This is a genomic window from Nocardioides sp., assembly GCF_016462705.1.
In the GTDB taxonomy this organism is placed as follows: Bacteria; Actinomycetota; Actinomycetes; order Propionibacteriales; family Nocardioidaceae; genus Nocardioides.
The window spans coordinates 1-23,292 of sequence record NZ_JAEMSS010000025.1; the positions used below are offsets into that span (position 1 = coordinate 1).

Annotated in this window: 24 protein-coding genes; 4 read left to right on the forward strand and 20 right to left on the reverse strand. The window is 72.5% G+C overall.

Translation table 11 applies throughout. The annotated features are described in order from the left end of the window. Positions 1 to 629 (forward strand): peptidoglycan DD-metalloendopeptidase family protein (locus JHD21_RS05090; RefSeq protein WP_365695530.1); only part of this gene is annotated, 629 nt, incomplete at its 5' end. Here JHD21_RS05090 and JHD21_RS05095 read toward each other — a convergent pair. From JHD21_RS05095 to rpsP, 16 genes are all read right to left on the reverse strand, one after another. Beyond that, the gene (locus tag JHD21_RS05095; RefSeq protein WP_292672224.1) at positions 577 to 1,476 is read right to left on the reverse strand and encodes a tyrosine recombinase XerC; all 900 of its coding nucleotides are present in this window, start codon (positions 1,474 to 1,476) and stop codon (positions 577 to 579) included. The genes JHD21_RS05090 and JHD21_RS05095 overlap by 53 nt on opposite strands. Positions 1,477 to 1,705: 229 nt before the next feature. After that, the gene (gene dprA / locus JHD21_RS05100; protein ID WP_292672172.1) at positions 1,706 to 2,860 is read right to left on the reverse strand and encodes a DNA-processing protein DprA; all 1,155 of its coding nucleotides are present in this window, start codon (positions 2,858 to 2,860) and stop codon (positions 1,706 to 1,708) included. After that, the gene (locus JHD21_RS05105; protein ID WP_292672173.1) at positions 2,857 to 4,443 is read right to left on the reverse strand and encodes a YifB family Mg chelatase-like AAA ATPase; all 1,587 of its coding nucleotides are present in this window, start codon (positions 4,441 to 4,443) and stop codon (positions 2,857 to 2,859) included. The genes dprA and JHD21_RS05105 overlap by 4 nt, the downstream gene beginning before the upstream one ends. After that, positions 4,443 to 4,808, reverse strand: a complete 366-nt coding sequence (locus JHD21_RS05110) for a YraN family protein (RefSeq protein WP_292672174.1) — start codon at positions 4,806 to 4,808, stop codon at positions 4,443 to 4,445. The genes JHD21_RS05105 and JHD21_RS05110 overlap by 1 nt, the downstream gene beginning before the upstream one ends. Positions 4,809 to 4,938: 130 nt before the next feature. After that, positions 4,939 to 6,810, reverse strand: coding sequence for a pilus assembly protein TadG-related protein (locus JHD21_RS05115; protein WP_292672175.1), 1,872 nt, complete (start codon positions 6,808 to 6,810; stop codon positions 4,939 to 4,941). Next, positions 6,807 to 7,487 carry a TadE family protein gene (locus JHD21_RS05120; protein WP_292672176.1) on the reverse strand — a complete coding sequence of 227 codons (681 nt, stop codon included), beginning with the start codon at positions 7,485 to 7,487 and terminating at the stop codon, positions 6,807 to 6,809. The genes JHD21_RS05115 and JHD21_RS05120 overlap by 4 nt, the downstream gene beginning before the upstream one ends. A 155-nt stretch (positions 7,488 to 7,642) precedes the next feature. Further along, positions 7,643 to 9,514, reverse strand: a complete 1,872-nt coding sequence (locus tag JHD21_RS05125; protein WP_292672177.1) for a hypothetical protein — start codon at positions 9,512 to 9,514, stop codon at positions 7,643 to 7,645. Beyond that, on the reverse strand, positions 9,514 to 9,999 hold the full coding sequence (locus JHD21_RS05130) for a TadE family protein (protein WP_292672179.1): 486 nt from the start codon (positions 9,997 to 9,999) through the stop codon (positions 9,514 to 9,516). Before JHD21_RS05130 ends, JHD21_RS05125 begins: the two co-directional genes overlap by 1 nt. Positions 10,000 to 10,189: 190 nt before the next feature. Further along, positions 10,190 to 10,504 (reverse strand): DUF2469 domain-containing protein, encoded by a 315-nt coding sequence (locus JHD21_RS05135; RefSeq protein WP_292672180.1) that lies wholly within the window; start codon positions 10,502 to 10,504, stop codon positions 10,190 to 10,192. Beyond that, positions 10,501 to 11,187, reverse strand: a complete 687-nt coding sequence (locus tag JHD21_RS05140) for a ribonuclease HII (protein ID WP_292672182.1) — start codon at positions 11,185 to 11,187, stop codon at positions 10,501 to 10,503. The genes JHD21_RS05135 and JHD21_RS05140 overlap by 4 nt, the downstream gene beginning before the upstream one ends. 14 nt (positions 11,188 to 11,201) lie before the next feature. Then, positions 11,202 to 12,011, reverse strand: coding sequence for a signal peptidase I (gene lepB / locus JHD21_RS05145; protein ID WP_292672184.1), 810 nt, complete (start codon positions 12,009 to 12,011; stop codon positions 11,202 to 11,204). 46 nt (positions 12,012 to 12,057) lie between these two features. Next, positions 12,058 to 12,417: a 50S ribosomal protein L19 gene (gene rplS, locus JHD21_RS05150; protein WP_292672186.1), complete on the reverse strand. Its 360-nt coding sequence runs from the start codon at positions 12,415 to 12,417 to the stop codon at positions 12,058 to 12,060. A 238-nt stretch (positions 12,418 to 12,655) separates the two neighbouring features. Then, on the reverse strand, positions 12,656 to 13,825 hold the full coding sequence (trmD, locus tag JHD21_RS05155) for a tRNA (guanosine(37)-N1)-methyltransferase TrmD (RefSeq protein ID WP_292672189.1): 1,170 nt from the start codon (positions 13,823 to 13,825) through the stop codon (positions 12,656 to 12,658). Between the two features lie 14 nt (positions 13,826 to 13,839). Next, the gene (rimM, locus tag JHD21_RS05160; protein ID WP_292672190.1) at positions 13,840 to 14,406 is read right to left on the reverse strand and encodes a ribosome maturation factor RimM; all 567 of its coding nucleotides are present in this window, start codon (positions 14,404 to 14,406) and stop codon (positions 13,840 to 13,842) included. Beyond that, on the reverse strand, positions 14,387 to 14,629 hold the full coding sequence (locus JHD21_RS05165) for an RNA-binding protein (RefSeq protein WP_292672191.1): 243 nt from the start codon (positions 14,627 to 14,629) through the stop codon (positions 14,387 to 14,389). Before JHD21_RS05165 ends, rimM begins: the two co-directional genes overlap by 20 nt. After that, a complete protein-coding gene (gene rpsP / locus JHD21_RS05170; protein WP_292672192.1) occupies positions 14,629 to 15,246 on the reverse strand; it encodes a 30S ribosomal protein S16 in 618 nt (205 codons plus the stop codon). The genes JHD21_RS05165 and rpsP overlap by 1 nt, the downstream gene beginning before the upstream one ends. A 190-nt stretch (positions 15,247 to 15,436) precedes the next feature. On the opposite strand from rpsP, the gene JHD21_RS05175 reads away from it, so the two are divergent. Beyond that, positions 15,437 to 16,000 carry a hypothetical protein gene (locus JHD21_RS05175; RefSeq protein WP_292672195.1) on the forward strand — a complete coding sequence of 188 codons (564 nt, stop codon included), beginning with the start codon at positions 15,437 to 15,439 and terminating at the stop codon, positions 15,998 to 16,000. A gap of 33 nt (positions 16,001 to 16,033) precedes the next feature. Then, on the forward strand, positions 16,034 to 16,882 hold the full coding sequence (locus tag JHD21_RS05180; protein WP_292672197.1) for a VanW family protein: 849 nt from the start codon (positions 16,034 to 16,036) through the stop codon (positions 16,880 to 16,882). Here the strand turns inward: JHD21_RS05180 and JHD21_RS05185 are convergent. Both JHD21_RS05185 and JHD21_RS05190 read right to left on the reverse strand, forming a co-directional pair. Next, positions 16,854 to 17,927, reverse strand: coding sequence for an amidohydrolase family protein (locus JHD21_RS05185; RefSeq protein ID WP_292672199.1), 1,074 nt, complete (start codon positions 17,925 to 17,927; stop codon positions 16,854 to 16,856). The two genes, JHD21_RS05180 and JHD21_RS05185, sit on opposite strands and share 29 nt — an antisense overlap. 32 nt (positions 17,928 to 17,959) lie before the next feature. Next, positions 17,960 to 19,972: a glycoside hydrolase family 3 protein gene (locus tag JHD21_RS05190; protein ID WP_292672201.1), complete on the reverse strand. Its 2,013-nt coding sequence runs from the start codon at positions 19,970 to 19,972 to the stop codon at positions 17,960 to 17,962. 177 nt (positions 19,973 to 20,149) lie between these two features. On the opposite strand from JHD21_RS05190, the gene JHD21_RS05195 reads away from it, so the two are divergent. After that, complete coding sequence (locus JHD21_RS05195) at positions 20,150 to 21,313, forward strand: ROK family transcriptional regulator (RefSeq protein ID WP_292672203.1); 1,164 nt, start codon at positions 20,150 to 20,152, stop codon at positions 21,311 to 21,313. Positions 21,314 to 21,333: 20 nt separating this feature from the next. Here JHD21_RS05195 and JHD21_RS05200 read toward each other — a convergent pair whose 3' ends face one another. Beyond that, positions 21,334 to 21,699 carry an NYN domain-containing protein gene (locus tag JHD21_RS05200; RefSeq protein WP_292672205.1) on the reverse strand — a complete coding sequence of 122 codons (366 nt, stop codon included), beginning with the start codon at positions 21,697 to 21,699 and terminating at the stop codon, positions 21,334 to 21,336. Beyond that, the gene (gene ffh / locus JHD21_RS05205) at positions 21,696 to 23,270 is read right to left on the reverse strand and encodes a signal recognition particle protein (RefSeq protein WP_292672207.1); all 1,575 of its coding nucleotides are present in this window, start codon (positions 23,268 to 23,270) and stop codon (positions 21,696 to 21,698) included. Before ffh ends, JHD21_RS05200 begins: the two co-directional genes overlap by 4 nt. Between the last annotated feature and the right edge of the window lie 22 nt (positions 23,271 to 23,292).

The window sequence follows — 23,292 nt, forward strand, 5'->3', positions numbered from 1 at the left end:
GCCCCGCCCCGGTCGCCGCCAGGGGTGACGCTCGGCTCATGTCCGCTCGTGCCCGCGCCCTGGTCGTCGCCGTCGCACTCTGCGTCGCCCTCCCCCTCGTCACCGCCGGACCGGCCGCCTCGGAGACCGACCCGGTCGGGGTCTGGCCGCTGCGGCCCGAGCCCCAGGTGGTGGAGGACTTCGACCCGCCCGCGCTGCCCTACGGCGCAGGGCACCGCGGAGTCGACCTGCTCGGGCAGCCTGGGCAGCCGGTGCACGCCGCCCTCGCCGGCACGGTGACCTACGCCGGGCTGGTCGCCGGACGTGGGGTCGTGGTCGTCTCGCACGGCGCGACCCGCACCACGTACGAGCCGGTGGCCGCCGCGGTGACCGTCGGGCAGCCGCTCGGACGCGGGGCGGCGCTGGGCTCCTTGGAGCTCGCCGGCTCGCACTGCTTCCCTCGGGCCTGCCTGCACTGGGGCTGGATCGCCGGGGACACCTACCTCGACCCGCTCCGGCTCGTCGGTCTCGGCCCGGTCCGGCTCCTGCCCTTGTGGCGCGACGAACCGGCGGTGACGAGCCCTGTCGGACTGTGGCTCAGGCTCTGGGGTGCGCCTGCCGGTACGCCGTTCGCAGCCGGTCCGTGGTGACGTGGGTGTAGAGCTGGGTCGTGGCCAGTGAGGCGTGCCCGAGCAGCTCCTGCACCGACCGCAGGTCGGCCCCACCTTCGAGCAGGTGGGTGGCCGCGGTGTGCCGCAGCCCGTGGGGCCCGATGTCCGGTGCACCGGGGACGTCAGCCATCCGCCGGTGCACCATGGTCCGCACCGCGCGCTGGTCGATGCGGCCGCCCCGCGCCCCCAGGAACAGCGCCGGGCCGGAGCCCTGCGACCGCAGGGCCGGCCGGCCGGCGGTCAGCCACGCGTCCAGCGCGCGCCGGGCCGGCCTGCCGAAGGGCACCGAGCGTTCCTTGCGGCCCTTGCCCAGCACCCGGACCAGGTCGCGGTCCCGGTCGACGTCGTCGAGGTCGAGACCGACCAGCTCGCCGACCCGGATGCCGGTGGCGTACATGAGCTCGAGCATGGCCACGTCGCGCAGACCGGTCGGGCTGCCGTCGTCGGCCCGCACCGCGGCGGCGCGGACGAGCTCGGCCGCCTCGTCGGCGCGCAGGACCGCCGGCAGGGTCCGGCGGGAGCGAGGCGACCCGAGGCTGGAGCCGACGTCGGCCGGGATGCGCCCGGTGCGGGCGAGCCAGGCGGTGAAGACCCGGGCGGCGGTGGCGCGGCGCGCCAGGGTGGTGCGGGAGAGCCCGCTGCTCTGCTGACGGGCCAGCCAGCTGCGCAGCGAGCGCAGGTCGAGCTCGCTGACGTCGGTGAGGCCGAGCCGTCCCAGGTGGTCGAGCAGGCCCGTGATGTCGCCGAGGTAGGCGCGGACGGTGTGCGGCGTGAGGTCCCGCTCGGACGCCAGGTGCCGCTCGTAGTCGGCGAGCAGCCGAGCCATCGCTTCGGGCAGGCCGTCCTGGTCCTCCAGGTCGGCTGCGCGGCTGGTCACCCCGTCAGGCTAGATGACTGATTCCCAGGGATCGTGCAAGCGAGCGGCGCTCAGCGCCGCGCCGGCAAGGCGCCGGAGCGACGTCGTACTCGGTCGTCCGACGAGCGACGGCAACGCGGCCGGCATGGATCGTGGATGCTGGGCGTCGCGGAGCGTGCGAGCCCTGGGCATCAGTGATCTAGGCGTCGGGGAGCTCCTCCCCCGGGCGCCGCGCCAGCCGCCACCCGCGGCCGTCCGGCACCACCAGGTCGCTGGCCACCAGGTCGTCCAGCGCGGCCGACACCTCGCCCGCACCCAGCCCCGCCACCCGTGCGATCGAGTCGGCGGCGGCCGGTCGCAGGGCGGGGACCGCCTCGAGCACGCGCTGGTGGCGGGGGCTCAGCCGGTCCCCCGCCCGCTCGGGACCCCGCCGGTCGGTGGCGTGGTGCTCGCCCACGGCGGCCACCGCGTCGAGCACGTCCTCGGCCGAGGTGGCCACGGTCGCGCGCCCACTGCGCAGCAGCGCGTGGACGCCTTCGGACGAGGCGCTCGTCACCGGCCCCGGGACGCCCAGCAGCGGGCGGTTGAGCCGGGCCGCCCAGCCGGCGCTGTTGAGGGCGCCGCTCCGGGCGGCCGCCTCCACCACCACGGTGCCCGCGGCCAAGGCCGCGATGATCCGGTTGCGGGTCAGGAAGCGGTGCTTGAACGGCGCGCCACCCGGGACTGTCTCGGAGACGAGCACGTGCTCGGCCGCGAGGTGCTCCAGCAGCTGCTCGTGTGCCCGCGGGTAGACCTTGTCGGCCCCGCAGGCGAGCACCGCAGCGGTGTGACCACCTCCGGCGAGGGCGCCCCGGTGGGCCGACACGTCGATGCCGACCGCGCCGCCGGAGACGACGGCCCAGCCGGCCGCGGCACAGCCCGCGGCGAACTCGGCCGCCACGTCGCACCCGTAGGTCGTCGCCGACCGCGACCCGACGACCGCCACGGAACGGGCGAGCTCGTCGAGACGCCGCGGGCCGCGGGCCCACAGGCCGAGCGGGGCCCCGCCCCCCTCGGTGCCGGGCTCGGCGAAGGCGAGGTCCTCCACCTGCGAGGGCCACTCGTCGTCGCCAGGGACCACGAACCGCAGGCCCATGCGTCGGGCCCGGTCGAGGTCGCGCTCCGGGTGCACGTCCGCCAGCAGGGCGGCGACCTCGGCGGCGGTGCCGGTGTGGTGGCGCCCTGAGCGCAGGTGCTCGTGGAGGTCGACGGCACCGATCTCCGCCACGCTGCGCGCCAGCCACAGGTCGCCTGGCTCGCGGGTGCGGGCCAGGGCGGCGCGCGCCGCTCGCTCCCGCTCGAGGTCCGCGGTCATCCGGCCCGCCTCGCCACCGTCGCGGCCATCAGCGGGTCACCGGCACGCAGCCGGATCGCGACGTCGACCTCGTGCAGTCCCGGCCGCTCGACGCCGGCCAGGTCCGCGAGGGTCCAGGCGAGGCGATGGACCCGGACCGCCCCGCGCTGGGTCAGCCGGCCCCCGAACATCTGCTGGTCGAGCACGACCTGGGCCTGCTTCACCAACGGCCAGCGGTCGCGCAGGGCCGGCCCGGGAGCCTGGCCGTTGAGGCGCCAGCCCTCGCCGGCGTAGCGGTCCTCCTGTCGCAGCCGGGCGGCCTGGACGCGGTCCCGGACGGCCGCGGTCGACTCGGGCCGGACCAGCTCGTCGGTCGTGCTCGCACTGAGAGGCAGGAGGTGACGGGTGATGTCGATCCGGTCGGTGATGGGTCCGCGAACCCGGGACTGGTAGCTGCGGCGCTGCGTCTCGCCGCAGGTGCAACGCGACGTCGCGGCGCTGACGGCGTAGTTGCCGCAAGGGCACGGGTTGGCGGCGAGCACGACCAGGCTGCGCGCCGGCAGCGTGACCGACTCCTCGGCCCGGGCGATGGTGATGTCACCGCTCTCGAGCGGTTCGCGGAGCGCGTCGATGACATCGGTGCGGAACAGCGGGAACTCGTCCATGAACAGCACGCCGCAGTGCGCCCGGCTGATCTCCCCCGGCCGCACCTGGCCGCTGCCGCCGCCGACCAGTGCCGCCTTGCTCGCGTCGTGGTGCGGGGCCGCGTAGGGCGGACGGGTGATCAGCTCGTCGCCCGGCTCCAGCGCGCCGGCGAGCGAGTGCAGCGCGGTGAGCTCGACCGCCTCCTCGCGGGTGAGATCCGGCAGCAGGCCGGGGATCCGCTCGGCGAGGGTGGTCTTGCCCGAGCCCTTCGGCCCCGACAGGAGCAGGTGGTGGCCGCCCGCCGCCGCCACCTCGGCCGCGAACCGCGCGTCGAGCATCCCCCGGACGTCGGCCAGGTCGACTTCGTCGAGCCGGTCCCGCCCGCGCCAGGACAGGAGCCGGCTGCCCGACATCGGGGCGACCGGAGGTGCCTCGGGGACGTCGTCACCGCACAGCTCGGCCACGACCTGGCGCAGCGAGCGCATCCCGACGACCTCCATCCCGCCCGCGAGGACCGCCTCGTTGACCTGGGGTTCGGGCACGAACACGCGGACGATGCCGCGCTCCCGCGCCGCGAGGACCATCGGCAGGACGCCGCGCACCGACCGCAGACGCCCGGCCAGGGTCAGCTCGCCGACGAAGGCGGTGTCCTCGAGCGACTCGTGCGGCACGACGTCGAGGGCCCCGAGGACGGCGACGGCGATGGCCAGGTCGAAGTGGGTGCCGCGCTTGGGCAGGTCGGCGGGCGACAGCAGGATCGTGGTGCGCCGGGTGTTGGGCCAGTCGAAGCCGCTGTTGATCAGCGCCATCCGGCATCGGTCGCGGGACTCGCTGAGCGCGGCGTCGGGGCGGCCGACCAGCACGGTCGCGACCTGGCCGGCGGACACGTCCGCCTGCACGTCGATGAGGTGCCCGGTGGCCCCGTCGAGGGCGATGCAGTGCGTGGTGGCGAAGGGCATCAGGCCAGCCCCCGCACGTGGTCGACCTGTGCCGGCCCGCGCCGGTTGCGGACGATCCCGACGAGGTCGACCCGGGTCTCCGTCGGACGGACGCCGCGTTCCTCGCACCAGTGCCAGAGCAGGTCGTGCAGCCGCTGGAGCTTGCGGGTGTCGACCGCCTCGTGCGGGGAGCCGCCCACGGGCGTGGCGCGGGTCTTGACCTCGCAGGCGACCAGGACCTCGCCGTCGCGCAGGACCAGGTCGAGCTCACCGCGGTCGCACCGCCAGTTGCGCTCGAGGACCACCATCCCCTGCTCCGCCAGGTGCGCTGCCGCCACCCGTTCGCCGTAGGCCCCCAGGGCCACCCGTTGTGCCGCCGTCGTCATGTCCGACCTCCTGGGAAGGAGCATCGGCGCGCAAGCCGACCTGACGGGTCCGGGCTGCTCGCGCCTGTGGACGAATGACTCGCGGACGGGGCTGTGGACGCGGTGGGGCCCGTTCAGCCGGGCGTCGGGCTCACTTGATGAGCCGGACCGGGTCGCCGATGATCGTGGCGTCCCAGGTGGTCACGTCGTTCACCGTGCCGGTGCCGAACCCGACCTGGACCCGGTACCAGCAGCCGCCGAAGGAGCTGTAGTTGCAGGTGTAGTCGGTCGGGATCGGGATGGTGATCGTCTCGGTCTTGCCGTTGTTCCTCGAGTAGTCCCCGGACTTGAGGAACGGAGCGGTGCAGTTGCTCAGCGTGGATCCGGTGCCGGCCGATCCCCCCACCGCCCGGCAGCCGCCGGGGAACGGGGTGGTGGTGATGCTCCCGGTGGCGTCCGTGGGCGGCAGGACCCTGACCGACCCGGACGTCGTCGCGGCGTCGCCGGCGTCGAAGTAGCTGAACGCGATGGTCTGTCCTGCCGCGCCGGGCAGGACCCGGATCAGGTTGAAGATCGGGGCCGCGGCGTCGGCGTTGACGAAGATGGGCATGTGGTCGTAGCCCGACACGGCCACCTCCTTCTCGAAGCCGGCGGGCGTGACGGCCCGGATGGCGAAGCCGTTGGAGCCCTCGCCTGACGTCGTGTTCCCGGTCGCCGCCGCGGCGGCGGCATTGCCGGACCGCTCGTAGCTGTCCCCGGCGCCGCCCAGGCTGACGTTGGTCCGGACCTGCAGGTAGTAGTCACCGGCGCGGGTCGGCGTGAAGGAGCACATCGGCACCCAGTTGTGGAAGTACTTGACCAAGCTGGCGTCGTAGCCACTGGCGCCGGACTTGAAGACGTTCGCCGAGACCCCGCCGTTGAAGTTCATGCTTCCGTACTGCCTGATGCACGGCGTGCCGGACGTGTCGTTCTGCACCGGAGCCAGCTCCGGGTCGAGGGAGTCGACCTGCTGGCGCAGCACGAAGCTGGTCGTCAGGGCGTGCTTCGTGGTCGCTCCGGACCCCGAGCCGGCGTGGGAGTCACCCGGACAGAAGGAGGCGAAGTTCGGGCCGTCGTCGGTGTAGCGGCTGCGGGCGTCGTTGTTCTTGGTGTACGGGTTGGTGTTGTTGGTGTCGTTGGCGAACGAGCCGACGTCGGGCAGGTTCTCGCAGCGCTGGCCGACCGTCACGAACATCGGGTCGTAGAGCTGGAGCTGGATCGTCCGTCCCACGGCGCCCGGCTGGACCTTCACCGTGAAGACGTAGCCGAACGGGTCGTACTCGTCGTTGGTGCCCCAGCCGCCGCCGCTGCACCCGTCCACGCCGCCGGCCTGGACACCTTGGCCGTTGGCCTCGCACCCACGGGTCTGGTAGCGGTCACCCTGGAGCTTGCCGGTCTCCGGACCCTCCACGGTCGCCCAGAACTGCGGGACGCGGAGGCAGTTCGCGAACGGGCTCGTGCCCTGCGCCGTGCCTGCGGGTGTCGGCGAGGACGTGTTGGTCCCGGGATTGGGCTCGTTGCCGAAGGTGTTGCACGGGCTGCCCATGGGAGCCGGCCCCTTGTAGTCGGCCGTGGCCGACATCGCGATGCTGATGTCGTCCACGCCGATCAGCCGCCCAAACTCGTTGTCGATCCGCGAGGTGATCGTGACCTTGAGCTGGCTGGCCAGGTCGCCCATCTGCACGTCGACCACCACGTCCGGGGACGCATCGTCGTAGCCGTTGCGCTTGGCGACCTCCTTGGCGCGGAGGCGGGCGTTCGCGATGTCGTACGGCATGTAGGGGACGCCGGCCAGCGCGGCCGCGTCCGCGGCCTTCTGGACCCGCGCCCGCTCGTCGTACCACCGCGAGGTGTCGACGCTGATGGCCGCCATCGCGAAGAGGAACCCGCTCGCCACCAGCACCGCGGTGAAGACCGCGACGTAGCCGCCCTCCTTCGTCCGGGGGTCCGTCAGTCTCGCGATCCGCCTCCGGAGCCAGGTCATGGGTGCGAGACCCCGTCGCCCGAACAGGACTGGGTGGCCAACGGCTCGAAGTTCATGACGGCGTGGTCCTCGAGCGTGAGCGAGTCACCGAACAGGCCGGTGAAGGTCTTGTGCCGGGCCACCAGCTGGACCCCGACCCGGTCGAGCGGGTTGGCGGTGGTCCCGGGGAAGCACGCGCTGATCCTCCGGCTGTCCCACGATCCCTCCGCGTAGCGGAACTTGTTCGCCGAGGCCCGCCAGACGAACCGCACGCAGTTGGAGTAGCCCGAGCAGGAGGTCGGCATCGTGGTGGAGCCGTTGGATCCGGGGTAGCCGAGGTCGTTGGCCTTGTAGACGAGGATGTACTGGATCTGGTCGACCGGCATCGCCGACCCGCTGCGCTGGATCGCGTCGGCGGCCATCTGCGCCAGGGCCGGTGCGCTGGTGGGAGTGCACGGGGGCTCTTCAGGACCGGAGACGCAGGTGCCCGGCCCGGCACCGGCTCCGGTCGAGGCGATGCGGGCACCGATGCGGGTGTTGGAGACGACCACGTTGTGGTCCCGCATCAGGAAGCCCAGCTCGATGATGCCCAGGACGACGATGAGCAGGATCGGCGTGATCAGCGCGGCCTCGAGCGCCACCGCGCCACGCTCGCCGCGGCGAGCGCGCCGGCGCGCGACGAACCTCGACAAGCTCACCGCCGCCCCTCCTGCCGCCGTCTCCCACGAGATGTACAGGTCAGGCTGGCACGCGGCAGCGCTCGACCGAGGACGAACGGTGAGGTAACTGGGGTAGGACTAGGCAGAAGTGCCCAAAAGGACTAGTCCCGCGTCTTCGGGGCCATGGGACGGGGTCAGCCGGCGAGGGCCGGGTCGCTGCAGCTGGGTCTCGGGAGCGCGAACAGGTCGGCACCGCCGACGTTGGCACCGACCTGGTCCTGGAGCTGCGGGGTGACCACGGTGTTGAGCGGGTTGACCACCATGCTGTTGACGTTGGCCGTCGCCGTCGCGAGGAAGTTGTTGAGGATGCCGGCCAGGCCTGCGACTCCGGAGACGTTGATGTCCCCGTCGCGACCGTAGCCGGGAACGAAGTCGATGCTGACCTTGCTGTTGCCCGAGACGGTCGCGTGACCCAGGTTGTTGAGCACGATCCCCGACCCGTACGACTTCGGGACGCCGTAGACGTCGTCGGGGTGGCGGAACGACAGGGTGGTCGTCGGGGTGCTCTGCGCGGTCGACGTCGACTGGTACGAGGTGAGGTCGACCGTGATCGTCGCGATGTCGACCTCGAGACCGAGCGCCGTGGTCACCGTGAGGGTGAGGGAGCCGGTGATGGCGACGCTCATCTCCGCACTCATCGACGACAGCGCCGAGGCCGACACCGCCACGTCGATGCCCTCGGCGTTGCCGGGTGACGTCGCGTCGCCGCAGACGATGCCCGTGAGCAGGCCCTCGGCCCTGGCCACGTGGACCTCGGTGGCGACGTGGGTCCGGGCGGTGAGCGGCCCGCCCGTGATGACCCCGTTGGACACGCCGGTGAGCAGGCCCCCCAGGACCGCACCCAACGGGCCGAGCGCGGCGGTGAGGCTGCGGGTTCCGTTGAGGTCCGTGGTCACGTCGGCGAGGTCGCCCGACAGCTCCAGCCCGACCTGGCCGGTCCGGGCCCGGGCCTGCCCCTTGGACCCGCACGCCAGCTGCGGCGCCTCGCCGACGACCAGGGAGCCGGTCAGGTTCGTCAGCCCGGGCACCTGCGCCGCCAGGCCGGGGACGCTGATGGCGTTGGTCCCGTTGGCGGCGTACGCCGCTCCGACGACCAGGTCGAGCACGTTGAACGACGCGGCCAGCGCGGCCGTGTTGCCCGACTCGATGTCGAGCAGGTCCCTGATCCCGATCTGGCTGGTCAGGTTCGCCTTGGCGCTGAGCGTCTGCAGCAGGCTGACGGAGGCCATGTCCCCGCCGTTGGCCTGCAGGGCGTTCGCGACGGCCGCGTAGAACTGGCCGAGGGTGAGGCCGTCCAGTCCCAGGAGCTCGTCCGGTGACGCCACGCCGAGGCTGCTCACGCCGACCAGGTCGAGCAGGTCGATCTCGGCGCTGGCCAGACCCTGGTAGCCCACCAGGGTGCTCGAGAACGTGGCGTTGCCGAGCAGCCCTGGGAGCAGGGCGTTGAGCAGGTCGCTGTCCTCGAGGTCCACACCGACCGCGAACGACCCGAGCCGGAAGCACGCGGACGGTGCCGCCACCGCGACCGCACGCCGCACCGCGTTGCCCCTCCCCGGCGCGAAGGCGAAGTCGACGCCGCCCTGGGCCCTGACCTCGATGGCGGTGGGGACATCGGAGCCCACCGCCTCCTTCGTGACCTGCTGACCGTCGGGACCGACCTCGGTGACCAGCCGGTGCGTCGTCGGGTCCATGAAGGCCAGCTTCGCGGTCACCTGCGGCAGGTCGCCCAGGACGTCGTCGTTGCGGCCGACGCTCTTGGCGAGGGCCGCGTCCAGAGAGGGGTGCCCGTTGTAGCCGCTCGCGATCTGCGCCGCGGTGCGCCCGTCCACCAGCCGCACCAGGTCCAGGGCCACGACGTCGGCGAGGGCCTGCAGGTCGCGACGCACCACCCGCTGCATGCCCAGGTCGACCGCGATCGCGGTGGAGGGGATCAGCACGACCAGGAGCATCGAGATCATCGGGATGATCGCGCCGCGGTCCCCGTCGGTCTGGCACCGCCGGCCCATCAGCTGGTCCTCGCCACGGCGTCGTACCTGAGGTCCTCCGGCAGGAGCAGGCCGACCCCCGGGAGCTTCGGCGTGAGCGGGTTGTCCTCGTAGGCGTAGCTCAGCGCCGCGGTGACGCAGTTCTTGGTCGCGTCGTTGGCACACGGCCCGATGGTCACCGAGCAGGTCCCCACGTCGGCGCCGTCCTTGCGCAGCTGCGACCCGGCGGAGTACCCGTCGCAGGAGATGCCGTAGGAGCTCAGCGCCTCGTTGAGGGCGCCGAGGCCCTCCTGCTGGCGGTCGGCCGCCAGCGGGAAGGGCGAGACCGCGGCCGCCCGGGCCCCCTCGGCGGCTCCCTGGCTGAGTGCCTGCCGGAAGCTCAGCATGTAGCCGTAGCTGATGACCCCCATCACGAGCAGGGTCAACAGCGGCGCGACGAGCGCGAGCTCGACCGCGGCCGTTCCCCTGTCACCTTGTTCCCGAGAGGTCCTTGCGTACCTCGTCACGAGTGACTTCCTTGCTCCCCCAACCAACGCGGCCCCTCAACCGCTGTTGAGAAGGTAACGGGAGAGTTACAGGAATGCCTCGATCCGCGCCTCGAATAGCCCGAACGGGCTATCTGCCGAGCCCGGATGGACCAGCAGGCGGACTAGACCTGGACCGGGCTGAGCGCAGCTGGGACACGCGACCGCGGCGTCAGGACGGCGGCTTGGGGACGTCGATGTCCGCTTGGTTGAGCTCCTCGACGTTGACGTCCTTGAAGGTCAGCACCTTCACGCTCTTGGCGAACCGCGCCGGGCGGTACATGTCCCACACCCACGCGTCGGAGATGGAGACCTCGAAGAACACCTCGCCGGCCTCGCTGCGCGCCTTCACGTCCACCTGGTTGCACAGGTAGAAGCGGCGGTCAGTCTCCACGACGTACTTGAAGATGCCCACCACGTCGCGGTACTCGCGGTAGAGGGTGAGCTCCATCTCGGTCTCGTACTTCTCGAGGTCCTCGGCGCTCACCCCGCTGACTCTAATCCGGCCAGGTCCGTCGCGAGACCGGCGGCCCGCCGCACGTTGACGAACCGCCTCCGGTGGATGGGGCACGGACCGTGCTCGGCCAGCGCGGCGCTGTGGACGTCGGTGATGTAGCCCTTGTGCGTCTTGAAGTCGTAGGCCGGGTACTCGACGTCGAGCTCGGTCATGATCCGGTCCCGGGTGACCTTGGCCAGCACGGAGGCGGCCGCGATGCAGGCGGCGACCCGGTCGCCCTTCCAGACCGCCAGCCCGGGGACCCCGAGGCCGTCGACCGGGAAGCCGTCCGTGAGGACGTACTCCGGGGGCACGGACAGCTTGGCCACGGCCCGGCGCAGCGCCTCGACGTTGGCGACGTGCATCCCCAGCCTGTCGCAGTCCTCGTGCGACACGACGACCACCGACCACGCGACCGCGCGCCGGACGATCTGCGCGTACGCCCGCTCGCGGGCCTTCTCGGTCAACAGCTTGGAGTCGGCCAGCCCCGGGACGATGCCCGCCTTGCCGGGCGGCAGGATCGCAGCACCGGCCACCAGCGGGCCGGCGCAGGCCCCGCGCCCGGCCTCGTCGACGCCGGCGATGACCTCGACCCCGTGCCGGCGCAGCGCGCGCTCGTAACCGTAGAGCCCGGCGTCCCGCCGGACCGTGGCACCTCGAGGCAGCGAGCTCACGACAGTCCGGCCGGTCAGGACGTGGCGTCCGGGACGTCGTCGAGGACGCCCGCGTCGTCCGGGGTCCCGAACCGGTCGAAGGGCCAGAGCAGCACGAACACCTTGCCGACGACCAGGTCGTTGTCCACGAACTCGCGGCCGCGCACGCAGTCGGTCTCGCCCTCGGTGCACATGTGCACCGTGGAGTCGGCGGACTGCGAGCGGTTGTCGCCCATGACGAAGACGTGCCCGGGGGGCACCGGGCCGGAGGTCCAGCTGCAGTTGCCGGTCATCGGGCCGGCGCAGGCCGCCTTGGTGTCGTCCTTCACGTAGTCGGACTCGTCGAGGGCGACGCCGTTGACCGAGATCCGGCCCTCGGCGTCGCAGCAGGTGATCGTGTCGCCCTCGACCCCGATCACCCGCTTGACCAGGTGACCGCCCGAGGGGAACAGGCCGAGCTTGGCCAGTGCCTTGGTGAACCCGTTGGACGGACCGGTCGACTCGTCCGCGCCGAGCCAGCCACCCGGGTCCTCGAACACGACGACGTCGCCCCGTTCGGGCGAGCCGGACCAGTAGGACCACTTCTGGACCAGGATCCGGTCGTTCTCGACCAGTCCGGGCTCCATCGACTCCGAGGGGATGTAGAACGCCTGGACCAGCACCGCCTTGATCACGACCGCCAGCACCACCGCCACGCCGAGCAGCAGCAGGGTCTCCTGCCAGATGGGCAGGTGCGAGCGTTCCGGCTTGGCCGGCTTGCCGGGCTTCGCCGTCGGCGCGGGCGCGTCCTCGGCGGGCACGGACGGCTCGTCGGCGACGGAGGCGTCGCGCTCGTCGGGGTTCACGCGCAGAGTCTAGGCAGGATCGAGGGAGGGTCCCGGGAGCCGAGTCTCAGGCCTCGCGGCGTTCCTTGATCTTGGCGGCCTTGCCGCGCAGGTTGCGCAGGTAGTAGAGCTTGGCCCGGCGCACGTCACCGCGGGTGACGATCTCGATCTTCTCGAAGATCGGGCTGTTCAGGGGGAACGTCCGCTCGACGCCGACACCGAAGGAGACCTTGCGGACGGTGAAGGTGCGTCCCACACCGGAGCCGTGGATGCGGATCACGACGCCCTGGAAGACCTGGACGCGGGACCGGTTGCCCTCGACGACCTTGACGTGGACCTTGATGGTGTCGCCGGCACGGAAGTCCGGGACGTCGTCGCGCTTGCTGGCGGCGCCGAGAGCGGCGATGACGTTGGTCTGGTTGCTCATGACTGAGTTGCTCCTCGCGATTGCCACAGGTCAGCCGCGCTGTCGGATGGGTGGTGCTGTTCAGGTGTGCGCTCAGTCGTGGTGGCCGGCGGCGCCGGGGACCCCCTGTGGCAGGAGCCCGACGCGGATCCCCGGGGTGTTCGTCCGGGCGGTCCTTCGGCCGACTGGGCCGAGGGACGAGTCTGCCACAGGCGCGGGCGGCCGGACCAATCTCCGAGCGCGGGGCCCGGGCGACGCGTCACGAGGCTCGCCGCTTGGTCATGATCACCGCACCCGGCGGGGCCGGCAGGTCCTTGCGCAGGCTGAACCCGGCCTTGCGGTACATCCGCTGGTTGTCGGCGCTCCGGGCCCCGGTGAACAGGACGTACGACGATGCCGTGGCCGGCGCCACGGCCTGGATGTGCTCGAGCAGCGCCCGGCCGAGCCCGCGGCCCTGGAGGTCCGGGGCGACCATGACCCGGCCGATGTCCCAGGCCACCGTTCCACCGGGGTCGCCGTGCCCGGCCAGGCGCCCCCGCACGGCGCCGACCAGCCGGCCGGCCACCCGGACGACGTAGTAGGTCCACTCGTCCAGCGACGACTCCACGTCGGCCAACGACTCGTGCAGGGCGGGGATGTCGAGCATCTCGTTGTCGAGCGCCTCCTGCACCCAGCAGGCCCGCTGCAGGGTGAGGATCTCGCCGGCGTCGGCACGCACCGCGGGCACGATCTCCCACTCCCCCACCCGGCTGGGGTGCACCAGGTCGGGGCGTCGCTCGGCCGTGCGCCGCAGCGCCTGCTCGGCACGCCAGCCCTCGATGGCCGCATGGTCGCCGCCGAGGAGGACGTCCGGGACGTCGAGGCCGCGCCAGGACGGTGGCCGGGTGTAGACGGGATGCTCCAGCAACCCGTGCTCGTGCGACTCCTCGACCAGCGACGCGGGGTTGCCCATGAAGCCGGGGAGCAGCCGCACGACCGCCTCGGTGACCGCCAGGGCGGCCACCTCGCCGCCGTTGAGCACGTAGTCGCCCAGCGACACCTCGACGACCTCGGCCCGGCCGGCCGCGTGGTCGAGGACGCGCTGGTCGATGCCCTCGTACCTGCCGCAGGCGAAGACCAGCCGGGACCGCGAGGCGAGCTCGCGGGCCAGGGCCTGGGTGAACCGGTGTCCGGCCGGGGTGGGCACGACCACGGTGGCACCGTCCACGGCGAGCGCGTCGAAGGCCTCGCCCCACGGCTCCGGTCGCATCACCATGCCGGCTCCGCCGCCGTACGGGGTGTCGTCGACCGACCGGTGCCGGTCGTGGGTCCAGGCCCGCAGGTCGTGCACGTGCACGTCGACCAGGCCCTGCTCCATGGCCTTGCCCGTGAGCGACAGCTCGAGCGGGGCGAGGTAGCCGGGGAAGATGGTGAGGTAGTCGAGGCGCACCGACGGGTCCCGCCTCAGTCCTCGTCGAAGGGGCTGACCAGCCCCGGCCGGTCGGCGATCACCAGCCGGCCGCCCGCGACGTCGACCTCGGGGACGAGCGCGGCGACGAAGGGCACCAGGGCGTCGCGGCCGTCGAGGGTGCGCACGGTGAGCAGGTCCTGGGCGCCCGTCGTGAGCGCGGTGACCTCCCCGAGGTGCGCGCCGTCCACGTCGTAGGCGGCCAGGCCGACCAGCTGGTGGGCGTAGTACTCCTCCGGGTCGTCCGGGGAGCTGTCCGCGGGGATCGTGGCGTGCAGCACCGTCCCGCGGGCGGCCTCGGCGGCATCACGGTCAGGCAGCTCCTCGAACCCGGCGAGCAGCACCCCCTGGTGCCAGCGGGTGCTCGCCACGGTCAGCGACCGCAGTGTGCTGGCCGAGCCGGGCGGTGGCTCGGCGCGCAGCGTGGCGCCGACGGCGAAGCGTCGCTCCGGCTCGTCGGTGCGTACGTCGACGGTCACCTCGCCGCGCAGGCCGTGGGGCTTGCCCACCCGCCCGACGACGACTTCGAGGTCGCCCGAGGGCTCAGCGTCGGCGGTCGACATCCACGAAGTCGATCCGCGCGCCGCCGCGGCCCGCGAGGGCCGAGACGACGGTGCGGAACGCCGTCGCGGTCCGGCCGCCCCGGCCGATCACCTTGCCGAGGTCGTCGGGGTGCACCCGGACCTCCAGGATCGACCCGCGACGCAGCTGCTTGTCACGCACCGACACGTCGTCGGGGTTGTCGACGATCCCGCGCACGAGGTGCTCGAGGGCTTCGGCCAGCATCAGCTGTCGTCGCCCGACTTCTCAGCCTTGGTCTCGGCGTCGACGGCGGCGGTCTCCTCGGTCTCGGCGATCTCGGCCGCACCTTCGGGGGTCTCGGCCTCAGGGACCTCGCGCGGCTCGGGGGTCTCCTCGGCGCCAGTCTCGGCCGGGGTCTCGGCCGGGGCCTCAGCAGCGTCGGCGGGGGCCTCGGCCGGCTTGTCGGCAGCCGCGTCCTTCTTGGCAGCGGGCTTCTTGGCCGCGGCCTTCTTGGTCACGGCCTCCCCGGAGGAGTCGCCGTGCGCGTCCTTGAGCGCCTCGTTGAAGATGTCGAGCTTGTCCCGCTTGGGCTCGGCGACCTTGAGGGTGCCCTCGGTGCCCTTGAGACCCTTGTGGGTCTGCCAGTCACCGGTGATCTTCAGGATCTTGGCGACGGCCTCGGAGGGCTGCGCACCCACGCCGAGCCAGTACTGGGCCCGCTCGGAGACCACCGAGATGTAGGAGGGGTCCTCCTTCGGGTGGTACTTGCCGATCTCCTCGATCACCTTGCCGTCACGCTTCTTGCGGGCGTCGACGACGACGATGCGGTACTGCGGGACCCGGACCTTGCCCAGGCGCTTCAAACGGATCTTGACGGACACAGCTGTGGTGTCTCCTTGCGACGTTGTGTGCGGGTGAGACGCCCAGCACCAGGTGGGGACCGGGTCGGGCTCCTCGGAGGGTCCGGCGCGTCCGGATGAGAGGGTCCGGGCGCGCAGGACACGCGAGCGGAGATTCTGCCAGACCAGGGCGGGCGTTCCCAATCACGACCAACCGCAGCAGACTGCGTCCGTGACCGTGTACGCCGGCCCGCCGCCACCACCGGGCGCGGCGGGCAGGCCCCGCCCCCGCGTGGGGTGGTTCGCCCTCGGCGCTCTGCTCGTCGTCGCGGCCGTCGTCGTGGGCATCGTGATGCTCGTCCGGATCTTCGACAGCGGGTTCCTCAGCGTGGAGGCGACGGTCCCGGCCGACGGCGTCGCCCACCAGGTCACCGTGGACACCGACGGCGACCGGTATCTCTGGGAGCAGCAGCACGGCGACGCCGAGTGCACGCTGCGCGACGCCGACACCGGGGGCTCGGTCACCTTGCGACCGGTCAGCGGCACCGTGACCCGCAGTGTCAACGGCGACGCCTGGCAGGCCACCGCCTCGTTCGACCCGGGGTCGGGCCGCCTGTCGGTGACCTGCTCCGCCGACGCGGGGCCCGCGCAGATCGGACCGGCACTGGACGTCGGTGACTTCGTGCTCCGGATCCTGCTCGCCGTCGTCGTCCCGATGATGCTGGGCGGCCTCGGGCTGGCGGTGCTCATCGGGACCGCGATCCTGTGGGTCACCCGGCCACCGCGAGGCGCCTGACAACTTCTCGACGTACGCCGGTGTCCTACGGGCATGAACGGCACCAGACCCAGCGAACGGCACCCGTGGCTCTTCCCGTGGGCGGTCCGCGCCCACCAGGTCCGCCGGCACCTCCGGTGGCTCAGGCCCGGCACCGAGTGGGCCCGCGACCACGGCGGGCAGAACCTCCCGGTGCGGGTGAAGAAGCACGCCTCCCTGCTCCTGCGGGAGCTGTCCGAGAGCGAGATGGTCCTCCAGCACAACAAGGTCGTGAACCTGCGGCTGGCCTCGCAACGCACCGACGGGCTCCTCATCCGGCCCGGCGAGACGTTCTCGTTCAACAAGGTGGTCGGGAGCTGCACCCGGAGGAAGGGGTACGTCGAGGGCATGCGGCTGTCCAACGGCGACGCGGTCTCCGGCGTCGGCGGCGGCATCTGCCAGCTGGCCAACCTGGTGCACTGGATGGTGCTGCACTCGCCGCTCACCGTCGTCGAGCGCTCCGAGCACAGCTTCGACCCCTTCCCCGACAAGGGGCGGGTGCTGCCGTGGGGCGTGGGCTGCTCGATCGTCTACAACTACGTCGACCTGGTCGTCCGCAACGACACCGCGACCACGTTCCAGCTCCGCACCTGGGTGGCCGAGCGGCACCTGAGGGGCGAGCTCCGGGCGGACCGGCCGACCACGACGTCGTACCGCGTGGAGGCGCGCGACGAGGAGTTCCTCCGCGTCGAGGGCCGCGTCTACCGCCGCAACGAGATCTGGCGCTCGGTCATCGACAAGCGCACCGGCGACGTCGTCGCCGAGGAGCTGGTGAAGCGCAACCACGCACTGGTGAAGTACGCACCGCCGGAGGACCGGATCCGCGAGGTCGCCGCTACCGCACCACGCGACCGCGCAGCATGACGCAGGCCGGCCGGGCGAGGACGGTCAGGTCGACCCTGGGGTCGGCGTCGTAGACCACCAGGTCGGCGGGCGCGCCCTCGTCGAGCGTCGCGTTCCAGCCGAGCCACTCGCGGGCCCGCCAGGACGCGGCGCCCAGGGCGGCCTCGTTGGTCATCCCGAGGCCGGCCATCGCCACGACCTCGCCGGCGATGTTGCCGTGCTTGCGCACTCCCCCGCCGTCCGAGCCGGCGTACAGCGGCACGCCCGCCTCGTAGGCGGTCATGATCGTCTCGCGCCGCCGGGCGAACAGGTCGGTCATCGTCGCCGAGTAGTCGGGGAACTTCTCGGCCCCGGCCTCGGCGTACTCCGGGAACTTGTCGACCTGCATCACCGTCGGCACCAGCGCGGTGCCGTGCTCGACCATCGCCCCGACGAGGTCCGGCGTGAGTCCGGTGCCGTGCTCGATGCAGTCGATCCCCGCCTCGATCAGGCCCGGCAGCACCGCCGTGCCGAAGCAGTGCGCGGTCACCTTCGCCCCGTGGTCGTGGGCCACCGCGATCGCCTCGGCGAACTCCTCCGGCGCGAACGACGGCGCCAGGTCACCGGTGTCCCGGCTGATCCAGTCGCCGACCAGCTTGACCCAGCCGTCCCCGCGCTGCGCCTCCTGGGCGACGTGCGCCGCCAGCTCGCCGGGCTCGACCTCGTGGGCGTAGTTGCGGATGTAGCGCTTGGTGCGGGCGATGTGCCGGCCGGCCCGGATCAGCCGCGGCAGGTCGTCGCGGTCGTCGATCCACGAGGTGTCCGCGGCCGAGCCGGCGTCCCGGATCAGCAGCGCTCCGGCGTCCCGGTCGTCGATCGCCTGCTGCTCGGTCTCCTCGACGGTGGTGCCGCCGTCGTCGTTGAGGCCGAGGTGGCAGTGCGCGTCGACCAGTCCGGGGACCACCCAGCCGCTCGCGACCGTCTCCGCCCCGGGCTGCTTCTCGCGCGTGATCCGGCCGGCGACGACGTAGAGGTCGCGGACCTCGCCGTCGGGGAGGACAGGTCCGGAGACGCGCAGTGCTGCCACGCCTCCGAACCTATCCAGGCCGAGCCCTGACGTCAGGTGCCGAGCCCGTGCCCGAACCTGTAGAGCGGGTCGTAGCCCGGGTCGCCCACGTTGATCGGCTCCTGGGCCACCGAGCGCGGCCAGCTCACCGGCAGCTTGCCCGTGAACGGCTTGCGGCCGAACAGCACGTCCGCGACGCCCTGCCCCTCGCTGCCCGGCAACCACGAGGCGACCAGGGCGTCGATCTGCGACAGCAGCTCCGGCGGGACGACCATCGGCCGCCCGGAGACCACCAGCACGGTGCACGACGCGGCCCGCGAGCAGACCCGCCGGATCGCCAGCTGGTCGGCGTCGTTGAGCTGCATCGTCTGCTTCGGCCGCAGGACGCCGTTGTCCCCCGGGTCGTAGCCCCACTGCGGTCCGTCCACGTCGCCGAACCCCTCGGCGTACGGCGTCTCGCCGACCACGACGATGCCGGCCGCGTTCGCCGGCACCGGGTCGCTCGCGGTCTGGCTGAACTGGACCCGGGCCGCGGACGTGGAGCGGACGGCGTCGAGCACCGTCTGGCCGGGGATCACGTTCGTCGAGCCGCCCTGCCAGGTCAGCGTCCAGCCGCCCGCCTGGTTGCCGATGTTGTCGGCGTTGCTGCCGGCGACGTACACCGGCTGCCTCCGCCCGGGGCTCAGCGGCAGCGTCTGCTGCCGGTTCTTGAGCAGCACCTGCGACTCGGCCACCGCGCGGCGGGCGACCTTGCGGTGCGCCTTGCTGCCGATCGAGTCGATGTGCCGACGGTCGGTGAAGGGCTTCTCGAACAGGCCGAGCTCGAACTTCGCGGCGAGGATGCGGGACACGGCGTCGTCGATGCGGCTCATCGGCACCGCGCCCTCCTCGACCAGCGAGATGAGAGTCGGGATGAAGACGTCCCAGCCGTCCGGGTTGTTGGGTGCCTGGATCGGCTCCATGAACATGTCGACGCCGGCCAGGACCGACAGGCGCACCTGTTCCCGGTAGTCGCCCGGGATCTGCCGGATCGCCCGCCAGTCGGAGATGACCAGGCCGTCGAAGCCGAGGTCGCCCTTGAGCACGTCGGTGATCAGCTCCTGGTGCGCGTGCATCTTCACCGGGTTGCCGAGCCCGTCCTCGGTCCAGTCGACGCTGGAGAACGACGGCATCACGGAGCCGACGTGGTGGCCGCGGATCGCGGGCCGGTACGGCGCCACGGCGAGCCGGTCGAACTCAGCCCGCGAGACCTGGCTGATGCCCTGGTCGAGCGTGTAGTCGCCCTCGCCCGTGCCCCAGGCGGTGAGTCCGTCGCCGGCGAAGTGCTTGGCGGTGGCCAGCACCCGGTCCGGGCGGTCGAGCTGCCCGGGCTTCCCCTGGAGCCCGTCGATCACGGTCGCCAGCCGGGCGACCAGCTGCGGGGTCTCGCCGAAGCTCTCGTAGGTCCGGCCCCACCGGTCGTCCCTGGCCACGCACAGGCACGGGGAGAAGTTCCACTGCGGCCCGGACGCCCGGGTCTCCTTGGCGGTGATGTGCCCGATCTTCTCCAGCAGCCGCGGGTCGCGGGTCGCTCCGAGACCGATGTTGTGCGGGAACACGGTGGCGCCCTGCAGGTTGCCGTGGCCGTGGACCGCGTCGACGCCGTAGAGGAGCGGGATGCCGAGCCGGGTCTCGAGCGCCGCGGCCTGGAGGGTGTCGACCATGTCCGCCCAGCCCTCCGGAGTGTTGCTGGCGGGGACCGAGCCGCCCCCGGAGAGCACGCTGCCGAGGCCGTAGGTCGTGACGAGGCTGGGGTCGGCCGCGACGTCGGCGCGCTCGGCCTGGGCCATCTGGCCGACCTTCTCGGCCAGGGTCATCCGGCCCAGCAGGTCCGCGACCCGCTGGTCGACCGGGAGCCGTTCGTTGCGGTACGCCGGTTCGGCGGCCCGCGTCGTCTCGTTCTCGGTCCCGGTCACGGCGACCGGGACGGTGGGTGCCGCCTGGCCGGGTGCTGGCAGCAGCCCGACCGCCAGGGCGGTGGTGAGGGCGGCGCCGAGGAGGGCTCCGCGTGGAAGGGTGAGCGACATCGATGGTTCTCCTTGCCCGATCAAGAAGCCGGTCCGCCGTCGTTGGAGGGCCGGGCGCGGTGCACCCGCGCTGCTCGCAACCTAGGAACGGCATTTGCTCCGGGTCAATGCGCAAAGACCCGCCATCCGCATGTTTTTCCTCCACCTTCCGCACAAATCGCCGTAGGCTTCCGGGGCATGGCCGCATCGGGGGCGCTGGAGAGGCTGCGCGCGGGTCACCAGCGGGCGGTGCTGGCCCTGCTCGCCAGCGAGGGCCCGATGAGCCGGGCCGACCTGGTGCGTGGCAGCGGGCTGTCCCGGACCACGGTGTCGAGCCTGGTCTCGGACCTCATCCGCAGCGGCCTGGTCACCGAGACGACCGACCGCGGCCTGCCCCACAAGGGCGGCAGCGGCCGCCCTCCCCTGTTGGTCACCCTCAGCGCACCCGTGGGCGGGATGGCCGGGGTCGACGTGGGCCACGGGCACGTCCGCGTGGCCCTCGCGGACCGGACCGGCCGGATCCAGGGCGAGGAGCACGCGTTCGTCGACGTCGACGCCCACGGCGCCCAGGTGCTCGACCGGGCCGCCGCCATGGTGCGCGCCCTCGTGTCCGGAGCCGGGCTCGGGCCGGACCACCTGCAGGCCGTCGGCATGTGCGTGCCTGCTCCCCTGGACCGCCGGTCGTCGCGGATCCGGACCGGCATCATGCCGGGGTGGCGCGGCCTCCCCCCGGGCGAGGAGCTCGAGCGCCGGCTCGGGGTCCCGGTCCACGTCGACAACGACGCCAACCTGGGCGCGCTCGCCGAGCTCCACCACGGCAGCGCTCGCGGCCGGCACGACGTCATCTACCTGAAGATGGCCAGTGGTCTGGGCGCGGGCATCGTCCTCGGTGGACGGCTGCATCGCGGCGCGACCGGGATCGCGGGCGAGATCGGCCACGTCCAGGTCGGCGAGGACGGTCAGGTCTGCCGGTGCGGCAACCGCGGCTGCCTCGAGACCGTGGTCGCGGTACCCCGCTTGCTGCGGCTGCTGCAGCCGGCGTACGACCAGGAGCTCGACGTCGAGGACGTCCTGGCCCTCGAGCGCGACGGCGACGCGGGTGCGCGTCGGGTGCTCACCGACGCCGGCCGCACCGTCGGGAGGGCGGTGGCCGACCTGGCCAACAGCCTGAACCCCGAGCTGGTGGTCGTCGGGGGCTCGCTCGGCGCCTCGACCTCCCTGGTCGCCGGCCTGCGGGGCGCGATCGACCGCTACGCCCAGCCCGACACGGCGGCCGCCGTCGAGGTCGCACCGGCGGACCTGGGTGACCGCGCCGAGCTGGTCGGCTCGGTCGCCCTCGCCATCGCCACGCTGGCCGCGTGACCGGCTGCGAGCGCCGCGCCTCAGAGCTGGTCGAGCAGCCAGGACGGGCTCATGGTGGTCGCTCCCACCGCCTGCACCGCTGACTGCAGCAGCCGGTCGGCGGTGATCACCGTGACCGTGTCACCCCGCGCGGCCGCCGACCTGGCCTCGGCGGTGATCGTCGAGTCCCCGTCGCGGGCCGCGTGCACGGTCACCAGGTGGCCGTCGCGGCCGGCCGGGACACCGCCCTTGGCCGCGCCCTCGAGCACCAGCACCACGACGTCGTACGACGTGTCGGCCACCACGAGCGACTCGTGCAGCCGTCGTGCGGCGCCCGCGCGGTCCTTCCACCAGCCGTCCGGTCGGCTGCCGACGACGTTGGCCCCGTCGACCACCAGCACCCTCACTTGAGGTACTTCGAGAAGTCCTTCGGCAGGTTGAGCGCGGCCGCGGCCGCCTCGTAGTCGACCTCGTCCGCGGCGCCGTCGGGGTTGCCGAACGGGTTCGCGGGCGCGGCGGCGGCCTTGCCCTTCGCGGCCGCGGCCTGCTGGGCCGCCTTGGCCGGGTTGCCGGAGACGCGTCGCCCCTTGCCCTTCTTCTGCTGGGCCTTCTGCTTGCCGCGCTTGCCGCCGCCGGCCATGCCGGGCATCCCGGGGAGACCCGGCATCCCCCCGCCCTGCGCGAACGACATCATCATCTTGCGCGCCTCGAAGAACCTGTCGACGAGGTTGTTGACGTCGGAGACCTGGCGGCCAGAGCCCTTGGCGATCCGGGCCCGGCGGGACCCGTCGATCATCTTGGGGTTGGCCCGCTCGGCGGGCGTCATCGACTGGATGATCGCCTGGATCCGGTCGATCTCCCGCTCGTCGAAGTTCTCGAGCTGGTCGCGGAACTGCCCCATCCCGGGGAGCATGCCCATGATCTTGGACATCGAGCCGAGCTTGCGGACCTGCTGCATCTGCTCGAGGAAGTCGTCGAGGGTGAACTCGCCGCCCTGGCCGGTCAGCTTGGCCGCGGCCTTGGCGGCCTGCTCGGAGTCGAAGGCCTTCTCCGCCTGCTCGATGAGCGTCATGACGTCGCCCATGTCGAGGATGCGCGAGGCCATCCGGTCCGGGTGGAAGAGGTCGAAGTCGGTCATCTTCTCGCCGTTGGAGGCGAACATGACCGGCCGACCGGTGACCGAGGCGACGGACAGAGCGGCACCGCCGCGGGCGTCGCCGTCGAGCTTGGTGAGGACCACTCCGTCGAAGCCCACGCCCTCGAGGAAGGCCTGCGCGGTCGCCACCGCGTCCTGGCCGATCATGGCGTCGAGGACGAACAGCACCTCGTCGGGCTGGACCGCGTCGCGGATGTCCGAGGCCTGCTTCATCATCTCGGCGTCGACACCGAGCCGCCCCGCCGTGTCGACGATGACGACGTCGTGGAGGGTCCGCTTGGCCTCCTCGATCGACGCCCGGGCGACCGAGACCGGGTCCCCCACGCCGTTGCCGGGCTCGGGCGCGAACACGGGTACGCCGACCCGCTCGCCGTTGACCTGCAGCTGGGTGACCGCGTTGGGGCGTTGCAGGTCGCAGGCGACCAGCAACGGGCTCTTGCCCTGCTCCTTGAGCCACAGCGCGAGCTTCGCGGCCAGGGTCGTCTTGCCGGCACCCTGGAGGCCGGCCAGCAGGATGACGGTCGGCCCGCTCTTGGCGTAGCGCAGCCGGCGGGTCTCGCCCCCGAGGATGCTGACGAGCTCCTCGTTGACGATCTTGACGATCTGCTGGGCCGGGTTCAGCGCTTGGCTGACCTCCTCGCCGCGGGCCCGCTCCTTGACCGCGGCCACGAACTCCTTGACGACCGGGAGCGCGACGTCGGCCTCGAGCAGGGCGATCCGGATCTCACGCGCGGTCGCGTCGATGTCCGCCTCGGACAGCCGCCCCTTGCCCCGGAGGTTCTTGAAGGTGTCGGCGAGACGGTCGGAGAGGGTGGCGAACACCCGCCCAGCCTAACTAAGTGGT